Genomic DNA, 17,854 nt, shown 5'->3' with positions numbered 1-17,854 from the left:
GGATATCCCCTAAGTTGAAAGCCGGTGAGGCAAAAACAGCCGCCATTGTAGCGGCCAGCCGCCCACTTATCCACATGTAGGTTGCTCACAGGGCGCCAAGAATCAATGCCTTAACCGTAAAAAAGGCGACAAATGGTCTGTGCATAAGCTCTGTGGATAAGCGCCCCTAAGCTCGTTGTACAAGTGGGGTCGAAAGTCTGTGGGTAACTGGCCTGTGGATAACTAGCCATTCCACACACAGCTTATCCGATAGCGCAGCACAGGCAGAGCACCGTTTCTCCCCCGTGTTGTCATTCTCTGTACAGCCCGTAGAATATGGCCTCAAGGCAGTTATCCACAGAAGATGGGGTGGCTAGCTTTTATAAGCTTTACAGAAAAGCTTTAAATAACTTCCTTCTTTATTTTTATATCTATGGCATTGCTCGTCAAAGGCGAATCGCCCGGATTCGGTCCGCAGGCCTCCAGATATCTAATTAAAGGAAAAGCTGGTTGGAAATTGACCTAGAGGCTTGCTTTCTCTAGAATCGCCGGTCTCTTAAAACGGGGGCCATTCCGGCCCGTTGTGGACGAACCAGGTAACACGCCATGAAACGTACTTTCCAACCAAGCACCATCAAACGCGCCCGTACTCACGGCTTCCGTGCTCGCATGGCCACCAAGAACGGCCGTGCTGTCCTGTCGCGTCGCCGCGCCAAAGGTCGTGCGCGTCTGGCAGTTTGATAATCCGGTACTGGTGGTGAGTCAGGACTTCAGTCGGGAAAAGCGTCTGCTAACCCCCCGGCATTTCAAGGCAGTCTTTGACTCCCCCACCGGCAAGGTTCCGGGGAAAAATCTCCTGCTCCTTGCGCGTAACAACGATCTGGATCACCCCCGTCTCGGGTTGGTGATCGGCAAGAAGAGCGTAAAGCTCTCCGTTGAGCGCAATCGCCTCAAGCGTCTGATGCGCGAATCGTTTCGCCTCCACCAGGAAACTCTGGTTGGTTGGGATATTGTTATCGTCGCGCGCAAAGGCTTGGGGGACGTAGAAAACCCCGAATTGATTCAGCATTTCGGCAAGCTCTGGAAACGTTTGGCTCGTACCAACAAGCCAGCACCAGCTGTCAGCACCGAAACTGTAGGGGTAGACAGTACTGATGCGTAAACTGGCCCTCGTTCCGATCCAGTTTTACCGCTATGCCATTAGTCCCCTGATGGCAAACCACTGTCGTTTCTACCCCAGTTGTTCCTGCTACGCGTTGGAAGCCATAGAAAATCATGGCCTTCTGCGCGGTGGCTGGCTGACCTTTCGTCGTTTAGGTCGCTGTCATCCGTGGAATCCCGGTGGTTATGACCCGGTTCCGCCTATCCCTACCTCCCGTTCTTCTTCGATGGCCGAGTAATCATGGATATTAAACGCACGATCCTGATCGTCGCCCTGGCAATCGTGTCCTACTCTATGGTTCTTAAGTGGAACCAGGATTATGGCCAAGCTGCCCTGCCGACTCAGAATGTTGCTACCAATCAGTCGGCGCCGGCTATTCCGGATACGCCACTGGGTAACAATGCTGCCGCCAGTGCCGATGTACCCAGCGCGAATGCCGATACCAGTACCCCGGTAGAAACCCCGGTCGTCACCAATAAAGACCTCATCCATGTAAAAACGGATGTACTGGACCTGGCAATCGACCCACAGGGTGGTGATATCGCCCAGCTGAAGCTGCCGCTGTATCCACGTCGCCAAGACCATCCGGACGTTCCGTTCCAACTGTTCGATAACGGTGGCGAACGTGTATATCTGGCGCAAAGTGGCCTGACCGGTACTGACGGTCCGGATGCTCGTGCTACCGGTCGTCCGGTTTATTCGACCGAACAGAAGACTTATCAACTGGCCGATGGCCAGAACCAGTTGAACGTCGACCTGAAATTCAGTCACGACGGCGTCAACTACATCAAGCGTTTCAGCTTCACCCGCGGTTTGTACGATCTGAAAGTCACTTACCTGATCGACAACGAAAGCGCGAAGCCGTGGACGGGCAACCTGTTTGCCCAGCTCAAGCGTGACAACAGCGCCGATCCTTCTTCCAGCACCGCCACCGGCACCGCGACTTACCTGGGCGCAGCCCTGTGGACAAGTAGCGAGCCGTACAAAAAAGTGTCGATGAAAGATATCGACAAGGGCGCGCTGAAAGAAACCGTTCAAGGTGGCTGGGTTGCCTGGTTGCAACACTACTTCGTGACCGCATGGATCCCGAACAAAGGTGATGCCAACCTGGTTCAAACCCGCAAAGACAGCCAAGGCAACTACATCATTGGCTTTACTGGCCCGACGTTGACCGTCGCGCCGGGTGCCAAGGCTGAAGCCAGCGCCACGTTGTACGCCGGTCCGAAGAGCCAGGCAGTCCTCAAAGAGTTATCCCCAGGTCTGGAACTGACTGTGGATTACGGCATTCTGTGGTTCATTGCCCAGCCGATTTTCTGGCTGCTGCAACATATCCACAGCATTGTGGGTAACTGGGGCTTCTCGATTATCCTGCTGACCATGCTGATCAAGGGGATCTTCTTCCCACTGTCGGCCGCCAGCTACAAGTCGATGGCGCGTATGCGTGCCGTGGCCCCGAAACTGGCTGCGCTGAAAGAACAACATGGCGATGACCGGCAGAAAATGTCCCAGGCCATGATGGAGCTGTACAAGAAAGAGAAGATCAACCCGCTGGGTGGATGCTTGCCGATTCTGGTGCAGATGCCGGTGTTCCTGTCGCTGTACTGGGTGCTCCTGGAAAGCGTGGAAATGCGCCAGGCTCCGTTCATGCTGTGGATAACTGACCTGTCGATCAAAGACCCGTTCTTTATCCTGCCGATCATCATGGGCGCGACCATGTTCATCCAGCAGCGCCTGAACCCGACTCCGCCGGACCCGATGCAGGCCAAGGTAATGAAAATGATGCCAATCATCTTCACCTTCTTCTTCCTGTGGTTCCCGGCTGGTCTGGTGCTGTACTGGGTGGTCAACAACTGCCTGTCGATCTCCCAACAGTGGTACATCACACGTAAAATCGAAGCGGCTACCAAAAAAGCCGAGGCGTAATTTACTCTGTGGATAACACCACTCAAGACGCCCCCTAGTGGGGCGTTTTGCTTTCTGTCACTTTTATCCGGGTACCCGCCATGAGCGCTCCTCGTGAAACCATCGCCGCTGTCGCCACCGCTCAAGGTCGTGGTGGTGTCGGTATCGTTCGTATTTCCGGGCCGCTCGCCAGCGTGGCGGCCCAGGCCATCAGCGGGCGGGAACTGAAGCCGAGGTATGCGCATTACGGGCCGTTTTTAGGTGCTGATGAAGAAGTGCTGGATGAAGGTATCGCCCTTTATTTCCCGGGGCCGAACTCCTTTACCGGCGAAGACGTCCTCGAGCTGCAAGGCCACGGCGGCCCGATCGTTCTGGACATGCTGCTGCAGCGTTGCCTGCAGTTGGGTTGCCGCCTGGCACGTCCGGGTGAATTCAGCGAACGCGCGTTCCTCAACGACAAACTCGACCTGGCCCAGGCCGAGGCGATTGCCGACCTGATCGAAGCCAGCTCTGCACAAGCTGCGCGCAATGCGTTGCGCTCGTTGCAGGGCGCGTTTTCCCTGCGTGTGCATAACCTCACCGAGCAATTGATCAGCTTGCGCATCTACGTGGAGGCCGCGATTGATTTCCCGGAGGAAGAAATCGACTTCCTTGCCGATGGCCATGTCCTGGCGATGCTGGATAAGGTTCGTGATGAGTTATCCACAGTGCTGCGCGAAGCCGGGCAAGGTGCCTTGCTGCGTGACGGTATGACCGTGGTGATTGCCGGCCGTCCCAACGCCGGCAAGTCGAGCCTGCTCAATGCCCTGGCCGGGCGAGAGGCCGCGATCGTCACCGAGATCGCCGGCACCACGCGGGATATCCTGCGCGAACATATCCACATCGATGGCATGCCCCTGCATGTGGTGGACACCGCTGGACTGCGTGACACCGATGACCAGGTGGAAAAGATCGGGGTGGAACGCGCGTTGAAGGCCATCACGGAAGCTGACCGCGTGTTGCTGGTGGTGGATGCCACCGCGCCAGAGGCTGCAGACCCGTTCGCACTGTGGCCGGAATTCCTCGAACAACGGCCGGACCCGGCCAAGGTCACGCTGATTCGCAACAAGGCTGACCTGACGGGCGAGGCAATTGCCCTGGAAGTCAGTGAAGATGGCCACGTGACAATCAGCTTGAGTGCCAAGGCTGCAGGAGAAGGGCTGGAACTGCTGCGCGATCATCTGAAAGCGTGCATGGGCTACGAGCAGACTTCGGAAAGCAGCTTCAGCGCTCGTCGCAGGCACCTGGAGGCACTGCGGCATGCCAGCGCCGCCCTCGAGCATGGCCGTGCGCAACTGACGCTGGCAGGAGCCGGTGAGCTGCTGGCTGAGGATTTACGCCAGGCGCAGCAGCTGTTGGGTGAGATCACCGGCGCATTCAGCTCCGATGATTTGTTGGGGCGGATCTTTTCAAGCTTCTGTATCGGGAAATAGGCGGTTATCCACAGCTGGCTGGTTACCAGTTGTAGGAAACAGTTCCGAGTAGCGTCCGGCTTTCACCCCAGTAGCAGCGGCCCGCATCGTTGCAGCCGGACACATACTCCTTGTCGAACAGGTTCTTCGCATTCACGTCTACCGACCAGTGCTGGTCAATCTGGTAACCAATGGCGGCATCCACCAACGTCACGCTTCCAGCATCCAGCTTCCCGTATAGAGAAGGCGCGGTGTAAGCGAAAGTGCTGTCGAAGTAGCGCACGCCGCCGCCGACGGACAAGCCCTTGAGCTGGCCATCAAGAAAGCGGTATTTGCCCCAGACCGAAGCCTGATTACGCGGAACACCGGTCATCTGGTGACCTTCCACGAGCGACGTTGCCGAATCCTTGGTAATCCGAGCATCGGTGTAGGTGTAGGCCGCAGTCACGTTCAAATTAGGTGTGAGGTTGCTGTTGACCTCCACTTCCACACCCTTGGCCCGGCTTTCGCCGACCTGGCGGTAGGTATTGGTCGTGGCGTCGAGGTACGTGTCGTCCTGCTTGCGCAAGTCATAGACCGACAACGTCATCGCCGTGTCCCAGCCGGTTGGCTCGTACTTGAGGCCTACTTCGTATTGACTGCTGGTGATCGGGTCCAGCGGTGTGCCGGCATTGGAGATCTGCTGTACCGGGACGAACGCGGTCGAGTAGCTGACATATGGCGTCAGGCCATTGTCGAACTGGTACATGATCCCGCCCTGATAGGTGAACTTGCGGTCTTCAGAGCTGATGTTGCCGGCCTTGGCCACCTTGTCGCGAAAATCACTGTCGACCCAGTCCTGCCGCCCGCCGAGCAAGAATAACCAGTGGTCATACTTGCTCTGAAGCTGTGCATAAACACCTTTCATCTGCTGTTCGAGCAACGTGTTTTGCACTGCGAGAGGCGTCAATGGGTCCCTCAGGTACACCGGGTTATACACATTGATCGTGCCTGCAAATCCGGCATTCCAATCCTGGCTGAACGAGGTACGGTCATAGCTGGCACCGAACAGCACGGTATTTTCCAGCCCGCCCACCTGGAATTTGCCTTCCAACTGGTTATCCAGCGAGTAGACCATCGATTTGTTGTAGCGGTCGTAGGCATTCATGTTCAGCTGTGTGCCGAACCCCGCATTATTCAGGTTGCCTGGCCAGGTTTCATGGCGGGTGATTCGCGACTGCATGTAGCGCGAGTTCTGCCGAAACTGCCAGTCATCGTTGAAGCTGTGGCTGAACTCGTAGCCGGTGCTCCAGGTTTCCCGTTCGAAGGTGTTCCAATCCGGGTCACCGAGCATGGTGTGCTTGGAGAGCTTTCCGTTGGGGTTGGTCAGTAACGTGCCTGCTGCAGGTAGGCCAAGTTCAAGATTAGTGTGGTCTTTCTGGTAGTTGGCCAGCAGCGTCAGGGTGTTGTAGTCGTCGAAATTGAGGGTCAGGGACGGTGCGATATACAGACGGTCATCGGGAACGTGATCGGTCTGGGTGTCGGACTTCCTGCCGAGCATCACCACCCGTCCAAGGATATTGCCGCTGTCATCCAAGGGACCGGAGATATCCACACCCACCTGGCGCCGGTTATTAGAACCGTAGGTCAGCTGAACTTCGCCTTGTGGTGTAGCTGTCGGGTGTTTACTCACCAGGTTGACCAGGCCACCGGGTGCGTTTTCGCCGTAGAGCAGGGAAGAAGGGCCACGGAATATCTCCACCCGTTCCAGGCCATAAGGTTCGCTGGTGGTGTCATACCGGTTGCCTTGGACTCGCAAGCCATCGCGCAGCAGGCCGTAGCCATAATCCGTGGCGTTGAAACCGCGAATGAAGAACAAGTCACCGGCCAGCCCGTCGCCCGCAGCGAAGGGAGGGGCAAAGATTCCCGGCACATAGCCCAGCACTTCGGTGAGCGTCTGGGATTTTTGATCCTTGATGCGCTGGCCGGTCACCACCGACACCGAGCGCGGGGTTTCCGACAATGGTGTGCTGGTCTTGGTACCGATTCGGCTGTTTTGCGCCTTGTAACCTACGTCCCCGGCAATTTCCTGATTGAATCCAGTCTGTTGATAAGTGCTGACAGTAGTGGGGGCCAACATGAGCTGTTCCCCGCTCGTAGCCGGCTGCAGCGCGTAGCTGCCGGGGCCTTGAACCGCCGCCTGCAATCCCGAGTTTTGCAGCAATAACGCAAACCCTTGCTCCACCGAGTAGTCACCCTCCAGCCCAGGACTTTGCAGGCGCGCCGTCTGCTGCGGCGAGAATGACAAAATCACATTGGCCTTCGATGCGAATTGGCTCAAGGCATTGTCGAGTGGCCCGGAGGCGATCACGTAATGTTGCACTGGGCTGGCAGCAATGGCCCGAGTGCATAGCAAGGTGCTGGCAGTCGCGGCCGTGGCCAGCAGCAAGCCATACGTGATGCCGTGATGGGAGAGACGCTGGCGAAGTTTTGTAGGAAGGCGCATGTGTGAGTAAGCCCTGAAGGTAGCATCGTGATTACCTGTAGGGCCGCGCCAGGTAAAAAAAAGATAACCCCCGTTGAGAGTATTTTTTCAGTATCAAGCTGTAAGCGTTACGGAGACCCAATAGCGCGTGAAATACTTCACGTGGATCGGCAGCGTGACCTGCAAGTTGGCCAATACGGCGTCGGTGGAATCAAGACGGAAAGTGCCGGACACCCGCAGCCGCGCTGATGCGGCATCGCACTGCATAACGCCCGGCCGATAGCGCGCCAGTTCGTCGATGACATCCCCCAGTCGCGCATCCAGAACGATCAGTTGGCCGTCGACCCATGCGGCTTGGTTCCCGCGATAGATATGACTGGGGCCTACGTCTTGCGTGCCGAAGTCGACACTCTCACCAGGTCCGAGCACTCGGCTATGGGCCGGCTGGTCGACGGGTTGCACGCTGACCCGGTCTTCCAGCACACCAACCCGCGTCGACCCTTGCAGTTGGCGAACAGTGAACCGCGTACCCAAGGCTTGAACACGACCCTCATGGGTTTCGACATAAAACGGTGTTTGCCGGCCCGACTTTCCGGTGTGGATAAGTACTTCCCCCTCACGCAAACGGACCAGTCGCTGCTGCCCATCGAAAAGTACGTCGATAGCCGTGTTCGTATTGAGGTCAATTTGAGTGCCGTCGGCCAACCCGATTCGCCGTCGTTCGCCGACCTTGGTCCGATAGTCAGCCCAGAGGTTGCCCAGGGATGTGTGTTGTTGAACGTTCCACCCCAAGTACCCGGCGGCACCGAGCATCAGCATCAGCTTGAGCACTTGCCGCCGTTGTTGACTGGCCGAGAGCGCACGACGGGTGAAGTCCTTGGGTAGCGCACCGAGGCCACGTTGCAACTGCTCCATCTGGTTCCAGGCCGCCTGATGGGAGGGATCGCCGTTGAGCCATTGCTGCCAGGCACTTTGTTGCGCGGGTGTCGGTGGCTGCGATTGAAATTGCACGTACCAACTGGCGGCGGCTTCGAACGTCTTGCGATCCGGGGCAGCCATTACATGCCCGCCATGATCAAGGCGCATTCAGTCAGGGCCCGAACCATATGTTTCTTGACGGTGGTCAGCGAGACACGCAACTGATCGGCGATCTGTTGATAAGTCAGGCCTTCGACCTGGGACAGCATGAAAATTCGCCTGGCCCGCTCCCCCAGCCCACACAAGGCTTTATCCACAGCAACGAGGGTTTCAATGATGATGGCCTTGTCTTCTTCACTGATTGCGATCGCTTCGGGCCGGTCTGCCAGGGTTTGCAGATAGGCCTGCTCAATGGCGCGGCGACGATAGCGGTCAATCACCAGTCCCCGGGCAACTGTGGCCAGATAGTCCCTGGGCTCGAGGATCTGCGTCGCATTGCGGCCCCCCAGGATCCGCACGAACGTATCGTGTGCCACGTCAGCTGCATCGCAGGCGTTATGCAACTTTCCCTTGAGCCAGCTGTGCAACCACGAATGGTGCTGCTCATAGATGTGTTGGACTGCAACGGTATGCGAGGGAAGGGCCATGAGAGGTGACGAGGCAGGTTAATGATAATAACTATTATTAACTGCCGTGACGCTTTCTCACAATAGGCGTTCCATCAACCCGTTTCACAAATGCAAATGAACTGTTTCCTGCCTGACCGAGGATTTTCGGAGGCATCTGCCTGCCTGAAACTTATCGGGATCCGTATTTTCTGTGGATTAAGCCCTGTGAATAACCGCCCCTGTGCCCGGTTGATAACCAGGCTTGAAACCTGAGTAAAAACCCCTCTGTGGATAACCACCCGTTTAATCCACAGGCTTAAAGCACTTATCCAAGGGCCTCATTGGCACCTAACCACAGACTTTAGAATCTCTGTACATATCGTAAATAAAGGCCTGTAGAGATCTATCCACAGAAACATGCCTCAGTAGAAATAAACATAAAAACAAAGATTTAATAAATTTCTCTCTTTTAATTTCTATTGTTCGTGATTCATCCACAGCTGGTTAAATTTTGTGCAAAGGGTTCTTTAGGAAGGGCGAAGTCCCTATACTTGCCGACTCGTTCGAAAACCTGATCTCGAACGCTCATTCCTAATTACCTACAGAAGCAGGCACGAGGTGCGTGGTGGATTTCCCTTCCCGTTTTGAAGTGATCGTCATCGGCGGCGGTCATGCCGGTACCGAGGCAGCACTGGCGTCAGCACGCATGGGGGCAAAAACCCTGTTGCTGACGCATAACGTGGAAACCCTCGGCGCCATGAGCTGCAACCCCGCGATTGGCGGGATTGGCAAAAGCCATCTGGTCAAGGAAATCGATGCCCTCGGCGGCGCGATGGCCATGGCTACCGACAAAGGTGGTATTCAATTTCGCGTATTGAACAGTCGCAAAGGCCCGGCCGTACGAGCCACACGTGCTCAAGCCGACCGCATCCTGTACAAGGCCGCTGTCCGCGAAACCCTGGAAAACCAGCCGAACCTGTGGATATTTCAACAGGCAGCCGATGACCTGATCGTCGAACAAGACCAGGTACGCGGTGTTGTCACGCAAATGGGCCTGCGTTTCTTCGCAGAATCCGTGGTGTTGACCACCGGTACCTTTCTCGGCGGACTTATCCACATCGGTATGCAGAACTATTCCGGTGGCCGCGCCGGTGATCCACCGTCAATCGCCTTGGCTCAGCGCCTTCGCGAACTGCCACTGCGTGTTGGTCGCCTGAAAACCGGCACGCCGCCGCGAATTGATGGCCGGTCTGTGGATTTCTCGGTGATGACCGAGCAAGCCGGCGATACACCGATCCCGGTGATGTCGTTCATGGGCTCCAAGGAACAGCATCCGAAGCAGGTCAGTTGCTGGATTACCCATACCAACGCCCGCACCCACGAAATCATTGCTGCGAACCTCGACCGTTCGCCGATGTATTCCGGGGTGATCGAAGGTATTGGCCCGCGCTACTGCCCGTCGATCGAAGACAAGATCCACCGCTTTGCCGACAAGGAAAGCCACCAGGTTTTTATCGAACCGGAAGGTCTGACCACCCATGAGCTGTACCCGAACGGAATTTCCACGTCTCTGCCGTTCGACGTGCAAATCCAGATCGTGCAGTCGATTCGCGGTATGGAAAATGCGCACATCGTGCGTCCTGGCTACGCCATCGAGTACGACTACTTCGACCCGCGTGACCTGAAATACAGCCTGGAAACCAAGGTCATCGGCGGTTTGTTCTTTGCAGGGCAAATCAACGGCACCACCGGTTACGAAGAAGCTGGCGCCCAGGGTTTGCTGGCCGGAACCAACGCGGCACTGCGTGCACAGGGCAAAGACAGCTGGTGTCCGCGTCGCGATGAGGCGTACATCGGTGTGTTGGTCGACGACCTGATCACCCTCGGAACCCAGGAACCGTACCGGATGTTTACGTCCCGGGCCGAATACCGCCTGATCCTGCGGGAAGACAACGCCGACCTGCGCTTGACCGAAAAAGGTCGCGAATTGGGCCTAGTCGACGACGTGCGTTGGGCGGCCTTCTGCAAAAAACGCGAAAGTATCGAGTTGGAAGAGCAACGCCTGAAAAGTACCTGGGTTCGCCCGGGCACCGAGCAAGGCGATGCGATTGCCGAAAAATTCGGCACGCCGCTGACTCACGAATACAACTTGCTGAACCTGCTGTCCCGGCCGGAAATCGACTACGCTGGTCTGATCTCGGTCACCGGCGGTGGCGCAGAAGATCCACAGGTTGCCGAGCAGGTCGAAATCAAGACCAAATACGCCGGTTACATTGACCGTCAGCAGGATGAGATCGCTCGTCTGCGGGCCAGCGAAGACACCAAGCTGCCTGTGGATATCGATTACACAAACATTTCCGGGCTGTCGAAAGAGATCCAAGGCAAGCTGGGGATAACTCGACCTGAGACCCTGGGCCAGGCGTCCCGTATCCCGGGCGTCACGCCGGCAGCCATCTCGCTGTTGATGATTCATTTGAAAAAACGCGGCGCGGGCCGTCAGTTGGAGCAAAGCGCTTGAGTTCGTTGGTCACCTCGCAACACGCCGAAGAGTTATCCACAGGTGCTCGCCAGCTTGGCGTCAACCTGACCGAAGCCCAGCACGAGTTGCTGCTGGGTTATCTGGCCCTGTTGATCAAATGGAACAAGGCTTACAACCTCACTGCGGTGCGTGACCCGGACGAAATGGTCTCCCGCCATCTGCTCGACAGTCTCAGTGTCATGCCGTTTATCGAAAACGGCCGCTGGCTCGACGTTGGCAGCGGCGGCGGCATGCCCGGCATCCCGCTGGCGATCCTGTTTCCGGAGTCGCAAGTGACCTGCCTGGACAGCAACGGCAAGAAAACCCGCTTCCTGACCCAGGTCAAACTCGAACTCAAGCTGGATAACCTGCAAGTTATCCACAGTCGCGTCGAAGCCTTTACGCCTGAGCAGCCTTTCAACGGAATTGTTTCCCGGGCGTTCAGCAGCATGGAGAACTTCAGCAACTGGACCCGCCACCTCGGCGACCGCGATACCCGTTGGCTGGCAATGAAGGGCGTTCATCCAAGCGACGAGCTGTTAGCATTGCCGGCAGACTTCCACCTCGATAGCGAACACGCCTTGGCCGTACCCGGTTGCCAAGGCCAACGCCATCTGCTGATACTGCGCCGCACGGCATGATTGGGAACACAAGCAAGAATGGCTAAGGTATTCGCGATAGCGAACCAGAAAGGTGGCGTGGGCAAAACCACCACCTGCATCAACCTCGCAGCATCCCTGGTCGCTACCAAGCGTCGGGTGCTGTTGATCGATCTCGATCCACAGGGCAACGCCACCATGGGTAGCGGTGTGGATAAACACGGCCTGGAAAACTCGGTCTACGACTTGCTGATTGGCGAGTGCGACCTGGCCCAGGCCATGCACTTCTCCGAGCACGGCGGTTATCAACTGCTGCCGGCCAACCGCGATTTGACCGCGGCGGAAGTGGTGCTGCTGGAAATGCAGATGAAAGAAAGCCGTCTGCGCAGCGCTCTGGCGCCGATTCGCGAGAATTACGACTACATTTTGATCGACTGCCCGCCGTCGCTGTCGATGCTGACGTTGAACGCACTGGTTGCGGCCGACGGGGTGATTATCCCCATGCAGTGCGAGTACTTCGCGCTCGAAGGCTTGAGCGACCTTGTGGATAACATCAAGCGTATCGCCGAGTTGCTCAACCCGAACCTGCAAATCGAAGGCCTGCTGCGGACCATGTATGACCCGCGCCTGAGCCTGATGAACGATGTGTCGGCACAGCTCAAGGAACACTTCGGCGATCAGCTCTACGACACCGTGATTCCACGCAACATCCGCCTGGCCGAAGCGCCAAGCTATGGCATGCCCGCGCTGGCGTACGACAAGTCTTCCCGCGGCGCCATTGCCTATCTGGCGCTGGCCGGCGAGATGGTTCGCCGTCAACGCCGCAATTCACGCACCGCTGCAGCCCAGCCAACTTAAGGAATCCCCATGGCCGTCAAGAAACGAGGTCTCGGACGTGGACTGGATGCACTGCTGAGTGGTCCGACTGTCACTTCGCTTGAAGAACAGGCAGTGCAGGCCGACGAGCGCGAGCTGCAGCACCTGCCGCTGGACCTGATCCAGCGCGGCAAATACCAGCCGCGCCGGGACATGGACCCGCAGGCGCTGGAGGAATTGGCGAATTCGATCAAGGCCCAGGGCGTGATGCAGCCGATCGTGGTGCGCCCGATTGGTGCAGGCCGCTTTGAAATCATCGCCGGCGAGCGCCGCTGGCGCGCCAGCCAGCAGGCCGGCAAGGAAACCATTCCGGCAATGGTGCGCGATGTGCCGGATGAAACCGCCATCGCCATGGCGTTGATCGAGAACATCCAGCGTGAAGACCTCAATCCGATCGAGGAAGCGATCGCCCTGCAGCGTTTGCAGCAGGAATTCAAACTGACTCAGCAGGAAGTCGCGGATGCGGTGGGCAAGTCCCGGGTTACCGTGTCCAACCTGTTGCGCCTGATCGCGCTGCCGGAAGTCATCAAAACCATGCTTTCCCATGGCGACCTGGAAATGGGTCATGCCCGTGCTTTGCTCGGTTTGCCGGAAAATCAACAGGTTGAGGGGGCGCGACACGTTGTCGCACGAGGCCTCACCGTTCGTCAGACCGAGGCCCTGGTTCGCCAGTGGCTCAGTGGCAAACCTGCACCGGTCGAAACCGCCAAACCTGATCCGGATATTGCACGCCTGGAGCAGCGCCTGGCCGAACGCCTAGGCTCTGCGGTGCAAATTCGTCATGGCAAGAAAGGCAAAGGGCAATTGGTCATCGGATATAACTCATTGGATGAGCTTCAGGGCGTCCTTGCCCACATCCGCTGAAACAATTGCTTCTGTAGCGCGCAGTCGGAAATCACTACCCGGCAGTTGAATAGGGGCAGAACCGCCCCTATACTCTGCGCGCATTTTGTCGGCACAAATTATGCCAAGTTATTGATTTCCGGCAGCCGACCATTGAGGAGCAAGAGTGATGGAAACCCGCACGCCAAACACGTTGCCGTTCCATCGCTTGGCCGTTTTCCCGGTTTTAGTGGCTCAATTTGTCATTTTACTGATCGCCTCTTTGGCGCTCTGGTATTGGCATGGAGTCGTAGCCGGATACTCGGGACTCTGCGGAGGCCTGATAGCCTTGCTGCCCAATATGTATTTTGCTCACAGGGCCTTTCGGTTTTCCGGCGCCCGAGCAGCCCAGGCTATCGTCCGGTCTTTTTATGCCGGCGAGGCGGGGAAATTGATTTTGACGGCAGTGCTGTTTGCACTGACCTTTGCAGGTGTGAAGCCATTGGCGCCGCTGGCTGTATTCGGCGTCTTCGTGTTGACCCAACTGGTCAGCTGGTTCGCTCCCCTGCTAATGAAAACAAGACTTTCGAAACCTTAGGGCGTTTGAGGCAACCATGGCAGAAACAACCGCTTCGGGCTATATCCAGCACCACTTGCAGAACCTGACCTTCGGTCAGCTTCCCAACGGCGGCTGGGGCTTTGCCCACTCCGCAGCAGAAGCCAAAGAAATGGGCTTCTGGGCATTCCACCTGGATACTCTGGGCTGGTCTGTCGCATTGGGTCTGATCTTCGTCCTGATTTTCCGCATGGCGGCAAAGAAGGCGACTTCCGGTCAGCCAGGTGCTTTGCAGAACTTCGTTGAAGTATTGGTCGAATTCGTCGATGGCAGCGTGCGGGACAGCTTCCATGGTCGTAGCGCGGTGATTGCACCGTTGGCACTGACCATCTTCGTCTGGGTGTTCCTGATGAACGCCGTCGACCTGATCCCGGTCGACTGGATTCCTCAGCTGGCCATCCTGATCTCCGGCGATCACCACATTCCATTCCGTGCGGTTTCGACCACGGACCCTAACGCCACCCTGGGCATGGCCCTGTCGGTGTTCGCGTTGATCATTTTCTACAGCATCAAGATCAAGGGCATCGGCGGCTTCATCGGCGAACTGACCCTGCACCCGTTCGGCAGCAAGAACATCTTCGTTCAAGCGCTGCTGATCCCGGTGAACTTCCTGCTGGAGTTCGTGACCCTGGTCGCCAAGCCGATTTCCCTGGCCCTGCGACTGTTCGGCAACATGTATGCCGGCGAGCTGGTGTTCATTCTGATCGCTGTGATGTTCGGCAGTGGTCTGCTCTGGCTTAGCGGCCTGGGCATTGTTCTGCAGTGGGCGTGGGCTGTGTTCCACATCCTGATCATCACCCTGCAGGCGTTTATCTTCATGATGCTGACCATCGTCTACCTGTCGATGGCGCACGAAGAGAACCATTAAGACCAGTCTCGACTAGTCTGATGTCCCTCCCGGTCAAACGGGAGGGTAGCCCTGAAGGGCTATGAAACGATTTGTTTTACCGCTTTAAAATCTAAAAAACCTAAACCATACGACGTAAAAGTCGGGAGGAAAGATGGAAACTGTAGTTGGTCTAACCGCTATCGCTGTTGCACTGTTGATCGGCCTGGGCGCCCTGGGTACTGCCATTGGTTTCGGCCTGCTGGGCGGCAAGTTCCTGGAAGGCGCAGCGCGTCAGCCAGAAATGGTTCCAATGCTGCAAGTTAAAATGTTCATCGTCGCCGGCCTGCTCGACGCCGTGACCATGATCGGTGTTGGTATCGCTCTGTTCTTCACCTTCGCGAACCCCTTCGTTGGTCAACTCGCCGGTTAATCACTCGTTTTTTCGAGTGATTGGTGTGTTGTGCAACGAACGAGCGAGGTATTGGCGTGAACATTAATGCAACCATTATTGGTCAGTCCTTAGCGTTCTTGATTTTTGTAGTTTTCTGCATGAAGTTCGTATGGCCTCCGGTCATCGCGGCTTTGCACGAACGTCAGAAGAAGATCGCAGACGGACTGGACGCTGCCGCACGAGCAGCTCGCGACCTGGAGTTGGCCCAAGATAAAGCGGGTCAACAACTGCGCGAAGCGAAAGCTCAGGCAGCTGAAATCATTGAGCAAGCCAAGAAACGCGGTAACCAGATCGTTGAAGAGGCTGTTGAAAAAGCCCGTATCGACGCTGACCGTGTGAAGGTTCAGGCTCAAGCCGAGATCGAGCAGGAACTGAACGGTGTCAAAGATGCGCTGCGTGCCCAACTGGGTGCTCTGGCCGTCGGCGGTGCTGAGAAGATCCTGGGTGCCACAATCGATCAAAACGCGCACGCGGAGCTGGTAAACAAACTGGCTGCTGAAATTTAAGCGAGGGCGATCATGGCAGAATTGACCACGTTGGCCCGACCTTACGCTAAGGCAGCCTTCGAGCACGCCCAGGCCCACCAGCAGCTGGCCTCTTGGTCAGCCATGCTCGGCCTGGCTGCAGCAGTGTCGCAAGACGACACCATGCAGCGCGTGCTCAAGGCCCCGCGACTGACGAGCGCAGACAAGGCCGCCACGTTTATTGACGTGTGCGGCGACAAGTTTGATGTAAAAGTGCAGAACTTCATCCACGTCGTTGCCGAAAACGACCGTCTCCCGCTTCTGCCGGAGATCGCCGCTCTGTTTGACCTGTACAAGGCCGAACAAGAGAAATCGGTAGATGTTGAAGTGACCAGTGCTTTTGCATTGAACCAAGAACAGCAAGACAAACTCGCCAAGGTTCTCAGTGCACGACTCGACCGGGAAGTGCGCCTGCAAGTTGCGGAGGATGCCACCCTGATTGGTGGTGTCATCATTCGCGCCGGCGACCTGGTTATCGATGGCTCGATTCGCGGCAAACTCGCGAATCTTGCCGAAGCATTGAAATCTTGAGTTTGAAGGGGCAGCAGAGCAATGCAGCAACTCAATCCTTCCGAAATAAGTGAAATTATCAAGGGCCGCATCGACAAGCTCGATGTGACCTCCCAAGCCCGTAACGAAGGCACTGTCGTCAGCGTATCTGACGGCATCGTGCGGATTCACGGTCTGGCCGACGTAATGTACGGCGAGATGATCGAGTTTCCGGGCGGCGTCTACGGTATGGCCCTCAACCTGGAGCAAGACTCTGTAGGTGCCGTTGTATTGGGCTCCTACCAGACTCTGGCCGAAGGCATGAGCGCCAAGTGCACAGGCCGCATCCTGGAAGTTCCGGTTGGTAAGGAACTGCTGGGTCGCGTTGTCGACGCACTGGGTAACCCAGTTGACGGCAAAGGTCCGCTGAACAACACCGAGACCGATGCGGTCGAGAAAGTTGCTCCAGGCGTGATCTGGCGTAAGTCGGTAGACCAGCCTGTACAGACTGGCTACAAGGCTGTCGATGCCATGATTCCTGTCGGCCGTGGCCAGCGTGAGCTGATCATCGGTGACCGTCAGATCGGTAAAACCGCTCTGGCGATCGACGCGATCATCAACCAGAAAGACAGCGGGATTTTCTGCGTCTACGTAGCCATCGGTCAGAAACAATCGACCATCGCCAACGTGGTTCGCAAGCTGGAAGAAAACGGCGCCCTGGCTAACACCATCGTCGTGGCCGCCAGTGCTTCCGAATCCGCTGCACTTCAGTTCCTGGCACCGTACTCCGGTTGCACCATGGGCGAATACTTCCGCGACCGCGGTGAAGACGCGCTGATCGTTTATGACGATCTGTCCAAGCAAGCAGTGGCTTACCGCCAGATTTCCCTGCTGCTGCGCCGTCCACCAGGCCGTGAAGCTTACCCAGGCGACGTGTTCTATCTCCACTCCCGTCTGCTGGAGCGCGCATCCCGCGTTTCGGAAGAATACGTAGAGAAGTTCACCAACGGCGCAGTGACCGGCAAAACCGGTTCCCTGACCGCACTGCCGATCATCGAAACCCAGGCTGGCGACGTTTCCGCGTTCGTTCCGACCAACGTGATTTCCATCACCGACGGTCAGATCTTCCTGGAATCGGCCATGTTCAACTCCGGGATCCGTCCTGCAGTGAACGCCGGTGTTTCGGTATCCCGTGTGGGTGGTGCCGCTCAGACCAAGATCATCAAGAAGCTCTCCGGTGGTATCCGTACCGCTCTGGCTCAGTACCGTGAACTGGCGGCATTCGCTCAGTTCGCTTCTGACCTGGACGAAGCGACCCGTAAGCAACTTGAGCATGGTCAGCGCGTTACCGAGCTGATGAAGCAGAAGCAATACGCACCAATGTCGATCGCTGACATGGCGCTGTCGCTGTATGCCGCTGAGCGTGGGTTCCTGACCGACGTTGAAATCACCAAGGTCGGCAGCTTCGAACAAGCGCTGATTGCTTACTTCAACCGCGATCACGCCGAATTGATGGCGAAGATCAACGTGAAGGGTGACTTCAATGACGACATCGACGCTGGCATCAAAGCCGGTATCGAGAAGTTCAAGGCCACCCAAACCTGGTAAGCCGCAGCGGGGGCCGCGAGGCTCCCGCTTGCTAACCT

18 protein-coding genes are annotated in these 17,854 nt (G+C 56.9%); 15 read left to right on the top strand and 3 right to left on the bottom strand.

Annotated elements, in window-relative coordinates:
* Nucleotides 1–585: 585 nt before the first annotated feature.
* The 5 genes from rpmH to mnmE all read left to right on the top strand — a co-directional run bounded on the left by rpmH (nucleotide 586) and on the right by mnmE (nucleotide 4,515).
* Nucleotides 586–720, top strand: a complete 135-nt coding sequence (rpmH, locus tag V6607_RS33120) for a 50S ribosomal protein L34 (RefSeq protein ID WP_003213577.1) — start codon at nucleotides 586–588, stop codon at nucleotides 718–720.
* Between the two features lie 16 nt (nucleotides 721–736).
* A complete protein-coding gene (gene rnpA, locus V6607_RS33115) occupies nucleotides 737–1,141 on the top strand; it encodes a ribonuclease P protein component (protein WP_010168490.1) in 405 nt (134 codons plus the stop codon).
* On the top strand, nucleotides 1,134–1,379 hold the full coding sequence (gene yidD, locus V6607_RS33110) for a membrane protein insertion efficiency factor YidD (protein WP_003213574.1): 246 nt from the start codon (nucleotides 1,134–1,136) through the stop codon (nucleotides 1,377–1,379). The genes rnpA and yidD overlap by 8 nt, the downstream gene beginning before the upstream one ends.
* Nucleotides 1,380–1,381: 2 nt before the next feature.
* On the top strand, nucleotides 1,382–3,064 hold the full coding sequence (gene yidC, locus V6607_RS33105) for a membrane protein insertase YidC (RefSeq protein WP_003213572.1): 1,683 nt from the start codon (nucleotides 1,382–1,384) through the stop codon (nucleotides 3,062–3,064).
* Nucleotides 3,065–3,144: 80 nt separating this feature from the next.
* A complete protein-coding gene (gene mnmE, locus V6607_RS33100; protein WP_134327611.1) occupies nucleotides 3,145–4,515 on the top strand; it encodes a tRNA uridine-5-carboxymethylaminomethyl(34) synthesis GTPase MnmE in 1,371 nt (456 codons plus the stop codon).
* A gap of 22 nt (nucleotides 4,516–4,537) precedes the next feature.
* Here mnmE and V6607_RS33095 read toward each other — a convergent pair whose 3' ends face one another.
* The 3 genes from V6607_RS33095 to V6607_RS33085 form a co-directional block, all read right to left on the bottom strand.
* A complete protein-coding gene (locus V6607_RS33095; RefSeq protein WP_134327610.1) occupies nucleotides 4,538–6,979 on the bottom strand; it encodes a TonB-dependent siderophore receptor in 2,442 nt (813 codons plus the stop codon).
* Between the two features lie 93 nt (nucleotides 6,980–7,072).
* The gene (locus V6607_RS33090) at nucleotides 7,073–8,017 is read right to left on the bottom strand and encodes a FecR domain-containing protein (RefSeq protein WP_087694576.1); all 945 of its coding nucleotides are present in this window, start codon (nucleotides 8,015–8,017) and stop codon (nucleotides 7,073–7,075) included.
* Nucleotides 8,017–8,523, bottom strand: coding sequence for a sigma-70 family RNA polymerase sigma factor (locus V6607_RS33085; RefSeq protein ID WP_008439546.1), 507 nt, complete (start codon nucleotides 8,521–8,523; stop codon nucleotides 8,017–8,019). The genes V6607_RS33090 and V6607_RS33085 overlap by 1 nt, the downstream gene beginning before the upstream one ends.
* A 586-nt stretch (nucleotides 8,524–9,109) precedes the next feature.
* Between V6607_RS33085 and mnmG the strand changes: the two genes are divergently transcribed.
* The 10 genes from mnmG to atpA all read left to right on the top strand — a co-directional run bounded on the left by mnmG (nucleotide 9,110) and on the right by atpA (nucleotide 17,816).
* Nucleotides 9,110–11,002, top strand: a complete 1,893-nt coding sequence (gene mnmG / locus V6607_RS33080; protein ID WP_003213563.1) for a tRNA uridine-5-carboxymethylaminomethyl(34) synthesis enzyme MnmG — start codon at nucleotides 9,110–9,112, stop codon at nucleotides 11,000–11,002.
* Nucleotides 10,999–11,643, top strand: coding sequence for a 16S rRNA (guanine(527)-N(7))-methyltransferase RsmG (gene rsmG / locus V6607_RS33075; protein ID WP_003213561.1), 645 nt, complete (start codon nucleotides 10,999–11,001; stop codon nucleotides 11,641–11,643). The genes mnmG and rsmG overlap by 4 nt, the downstream gene beginning before the upstream one ends.
* A gap of 18 nt (nucleotides 11,644–11,661) precedes the next feature.
* Complete coding sequence (locus tag V6607_RS33070; protein ID WP_003213559.1) at nucleotides 11,662–12,459, top strand: ParA family protein; 798 nt, start codon at nucleotides 11,662–11,664, stop codon at nucleotides 12,457–12,459.
* Between the two features lie 9 nt (nucleotides 12,460–12,468).
* Nucleotides 12,469–13,341: a ParB/RepB/Spo0J family partition protein gene (locus V6607_RS33065; protein WP_063033750.1), complete on the top strand. Its 873-nt coding sequence runs from the start codon at nucleotides 12,469–12,471 to the stop codon at nucleotides 13,339–13,341.
* A gap of 148 nt (nucleotides 13,342–13,489) precedes the next feature.
* Nucleotides 13,490–13,897 carry a F0F1 ATP synthase subunit I gene (locus V6607_RS33060; protein WP_134327609.1) on the top strand — a complete coding sequence of 136 codons (408 nt, stop codon included), beginning with the start codon at nucleotides 13,490–13,492 and terminating at the stop codon, nucleotides 13,895–13,897.
* Nucleotides 13,898–13,913: 16 nt separating this feature from the next.
* The gene (atpB, locus tag V6607_RS33055; protein ID WP_003213554.1) at nucleotides 13,914–14,783 is read left to right on the top strand and encodes a F0F1 ATP synthase subunit A; all 870 of its coding nucleotides are present in this window, start codon (nucleotides 13,914–13,916) and stop codon (nucleotides 14,781–14,783) included.
* Between the two features lie 133 nt (nucleotides 14,784–14,916).
* The gene (gene atpE / locus V6607_RS33050) at nucleotides 14,917–15,174 is read left to right on the top strand and encodes a F0F1 ATP synthase subunit C (RefSeq protein ID WP_002555987.1); all 258 of its coding nucleotides are present in this window, start codon (nucleotides 14,917–14,919) and stop codon (nucleotides 15,172–15,174) included.
* 56 nt (nucleotides 15,175–15,230) lie between these two features.
* Nucleotides 15,231–15,701 carry a F0F1 ATP synthase subunit B gene (locus V6607_RS33045; protein WP_008439543.1) on the top strand — a complete coding sequence of 157 codons (471 nt, stop codon included), beginning with the start codon at nucleotides 15,231–15,233 and terminating at the stop codon, nucleotides 15,699–15,701.
* A 12-nt stretch (nucleotides 15,702–15,713) separates the two neighbouring features.
* A complete protein-coding gene (locus V6607_RS33040; RefSeq protein ID WP_003213551.1) occupies nucleotides 15,714–16,250 on the top strand; it encodes a F0F1 ATP synthase subunit delta in 537 nt (178 codons plus the stop codon).
* A 21-nt stretch (nucleotides 16,251–16,271) separates the two neighbouring features.
* Entirely contained in the window at nucleotides 16,272–17,816 is a 1,545-nt protein-coding gene (atpA, locus tag V6607_RS33035) for a F0F1 ATP synthase subunit alpha (RefSeq protein WP_003213549.1), read from the top strand.
* The last annotated feature ends 38 nt before the right edge of the window (nucleotides 17,817–17,854 follow it).

It is taken from the genome of Pseudomonas sp. KK18 (assembly GCF_037094675.1).
Classification (GTDB): Bacteria; Pseudomonadota; Gammaproteobacteria; order Pseudomonadales; family Pseudomonadaceae; genus Aquipseudomonas.
The sequence above is the reverse complement of the archived record's forward strand: the minus strand, read 5'-3'. Positions and strand labels throughout refer to the sequence as shown.

Bases quoted from the DNA above. Each gene is read 5' to 3' on its own strand.
- V6607_RS33095 (WP_134327610.1), bottom strand. From the start codon at position 6,979: ATGCGCCTTCCTACAAAACTTCGCCAGCGTCTCTCCCATCACGGCATC.
- atpA (WP_003213549.1), top strand. From the start codon at position 16,272: ATGCAGCAACTCAATCCTTCCGAAATAAGTGAAATTATCAAGGGCCGC.
- V6607_RS33070 (WP_003213559.1), top strand. From the start codon at position 11,662: ATGGCTAAGGTATTCGCGATAGCGAACCAGAAAGGTGGCGTGGGCAAA.
- V6607_RS33065 (WP_063033750.1), top strand. From the start codon at position 12,469: ATGGCCGTCAAGAAACGAGGTCTCGGACGTGGACTGGATGCACTGCTG.
- V6607_RS33085 (WP_008439546.1), bottom strand. From the start codon at position 8,523: ATGGCCCTTCCCTCGCATACCGTTGCAGTCCAACACATCTATGAGCAG.
- V6607_RS33090 (WP_087694576.1), bottom strand. From the start codon at position 8,017: ATGGCTGCCCCGGATCGCAAGACGTTCGAAGCCGCCGCCAGTTGGTAC.
- mnmE (WP_134327611.1), top strand. From the start codon at position 3,145: ATGAGCGCTCCTCGTGAAACCATCGCCGCTGTCGCCACCGCTCAAGGT.
- atpB (WP_003213554.1), top strand. From the start codon at position 13,914: ATGGCAGAAACAACCGCTTCGGGCTATATCCAGCACCACTTGCAGAAC.
- rpmH (WP_003213577.1), top strand. From the start codon at position 586: ATGAAACGTACTTTCCAACCAAGCACCATCAAACGCGCCCGTACTCAC.
- V6607_RS33060 (WP_134327609.1), top strand. From the start codon at position 13,490: ATGGAAACCCGCACGCCAAACACGTTGCCGTTCCATCGCTTGGCCGTT.
- yidD (WP_003213574.1), top strand. From the start codon at position 1,134: ATGCGTAAACTGGCCCTCGTTCCGATCCAGTTTTACCGCTATGCCATT.
- V6607_RS33040 (WP_003213551.1), top strand. From the start codon at position 15,714: ATGGCAGAATTGACCACGTTGGCCCGACCTTACGCTAAGGCAGCCTTC.
- atpE (WP_002555987.1), top strand. From the start codon at position 14,917: ATGGAAACTGTAGTTGGTCTAACCGCTATCGCTGTTGCACTGTTGATC.
- yidC (WP_003213572.1), top strand. From the start codon at position 1,382: ATGGATATTAAACGCACGATCCTGATCGTCGCCCTGGCAATCGTGTCC.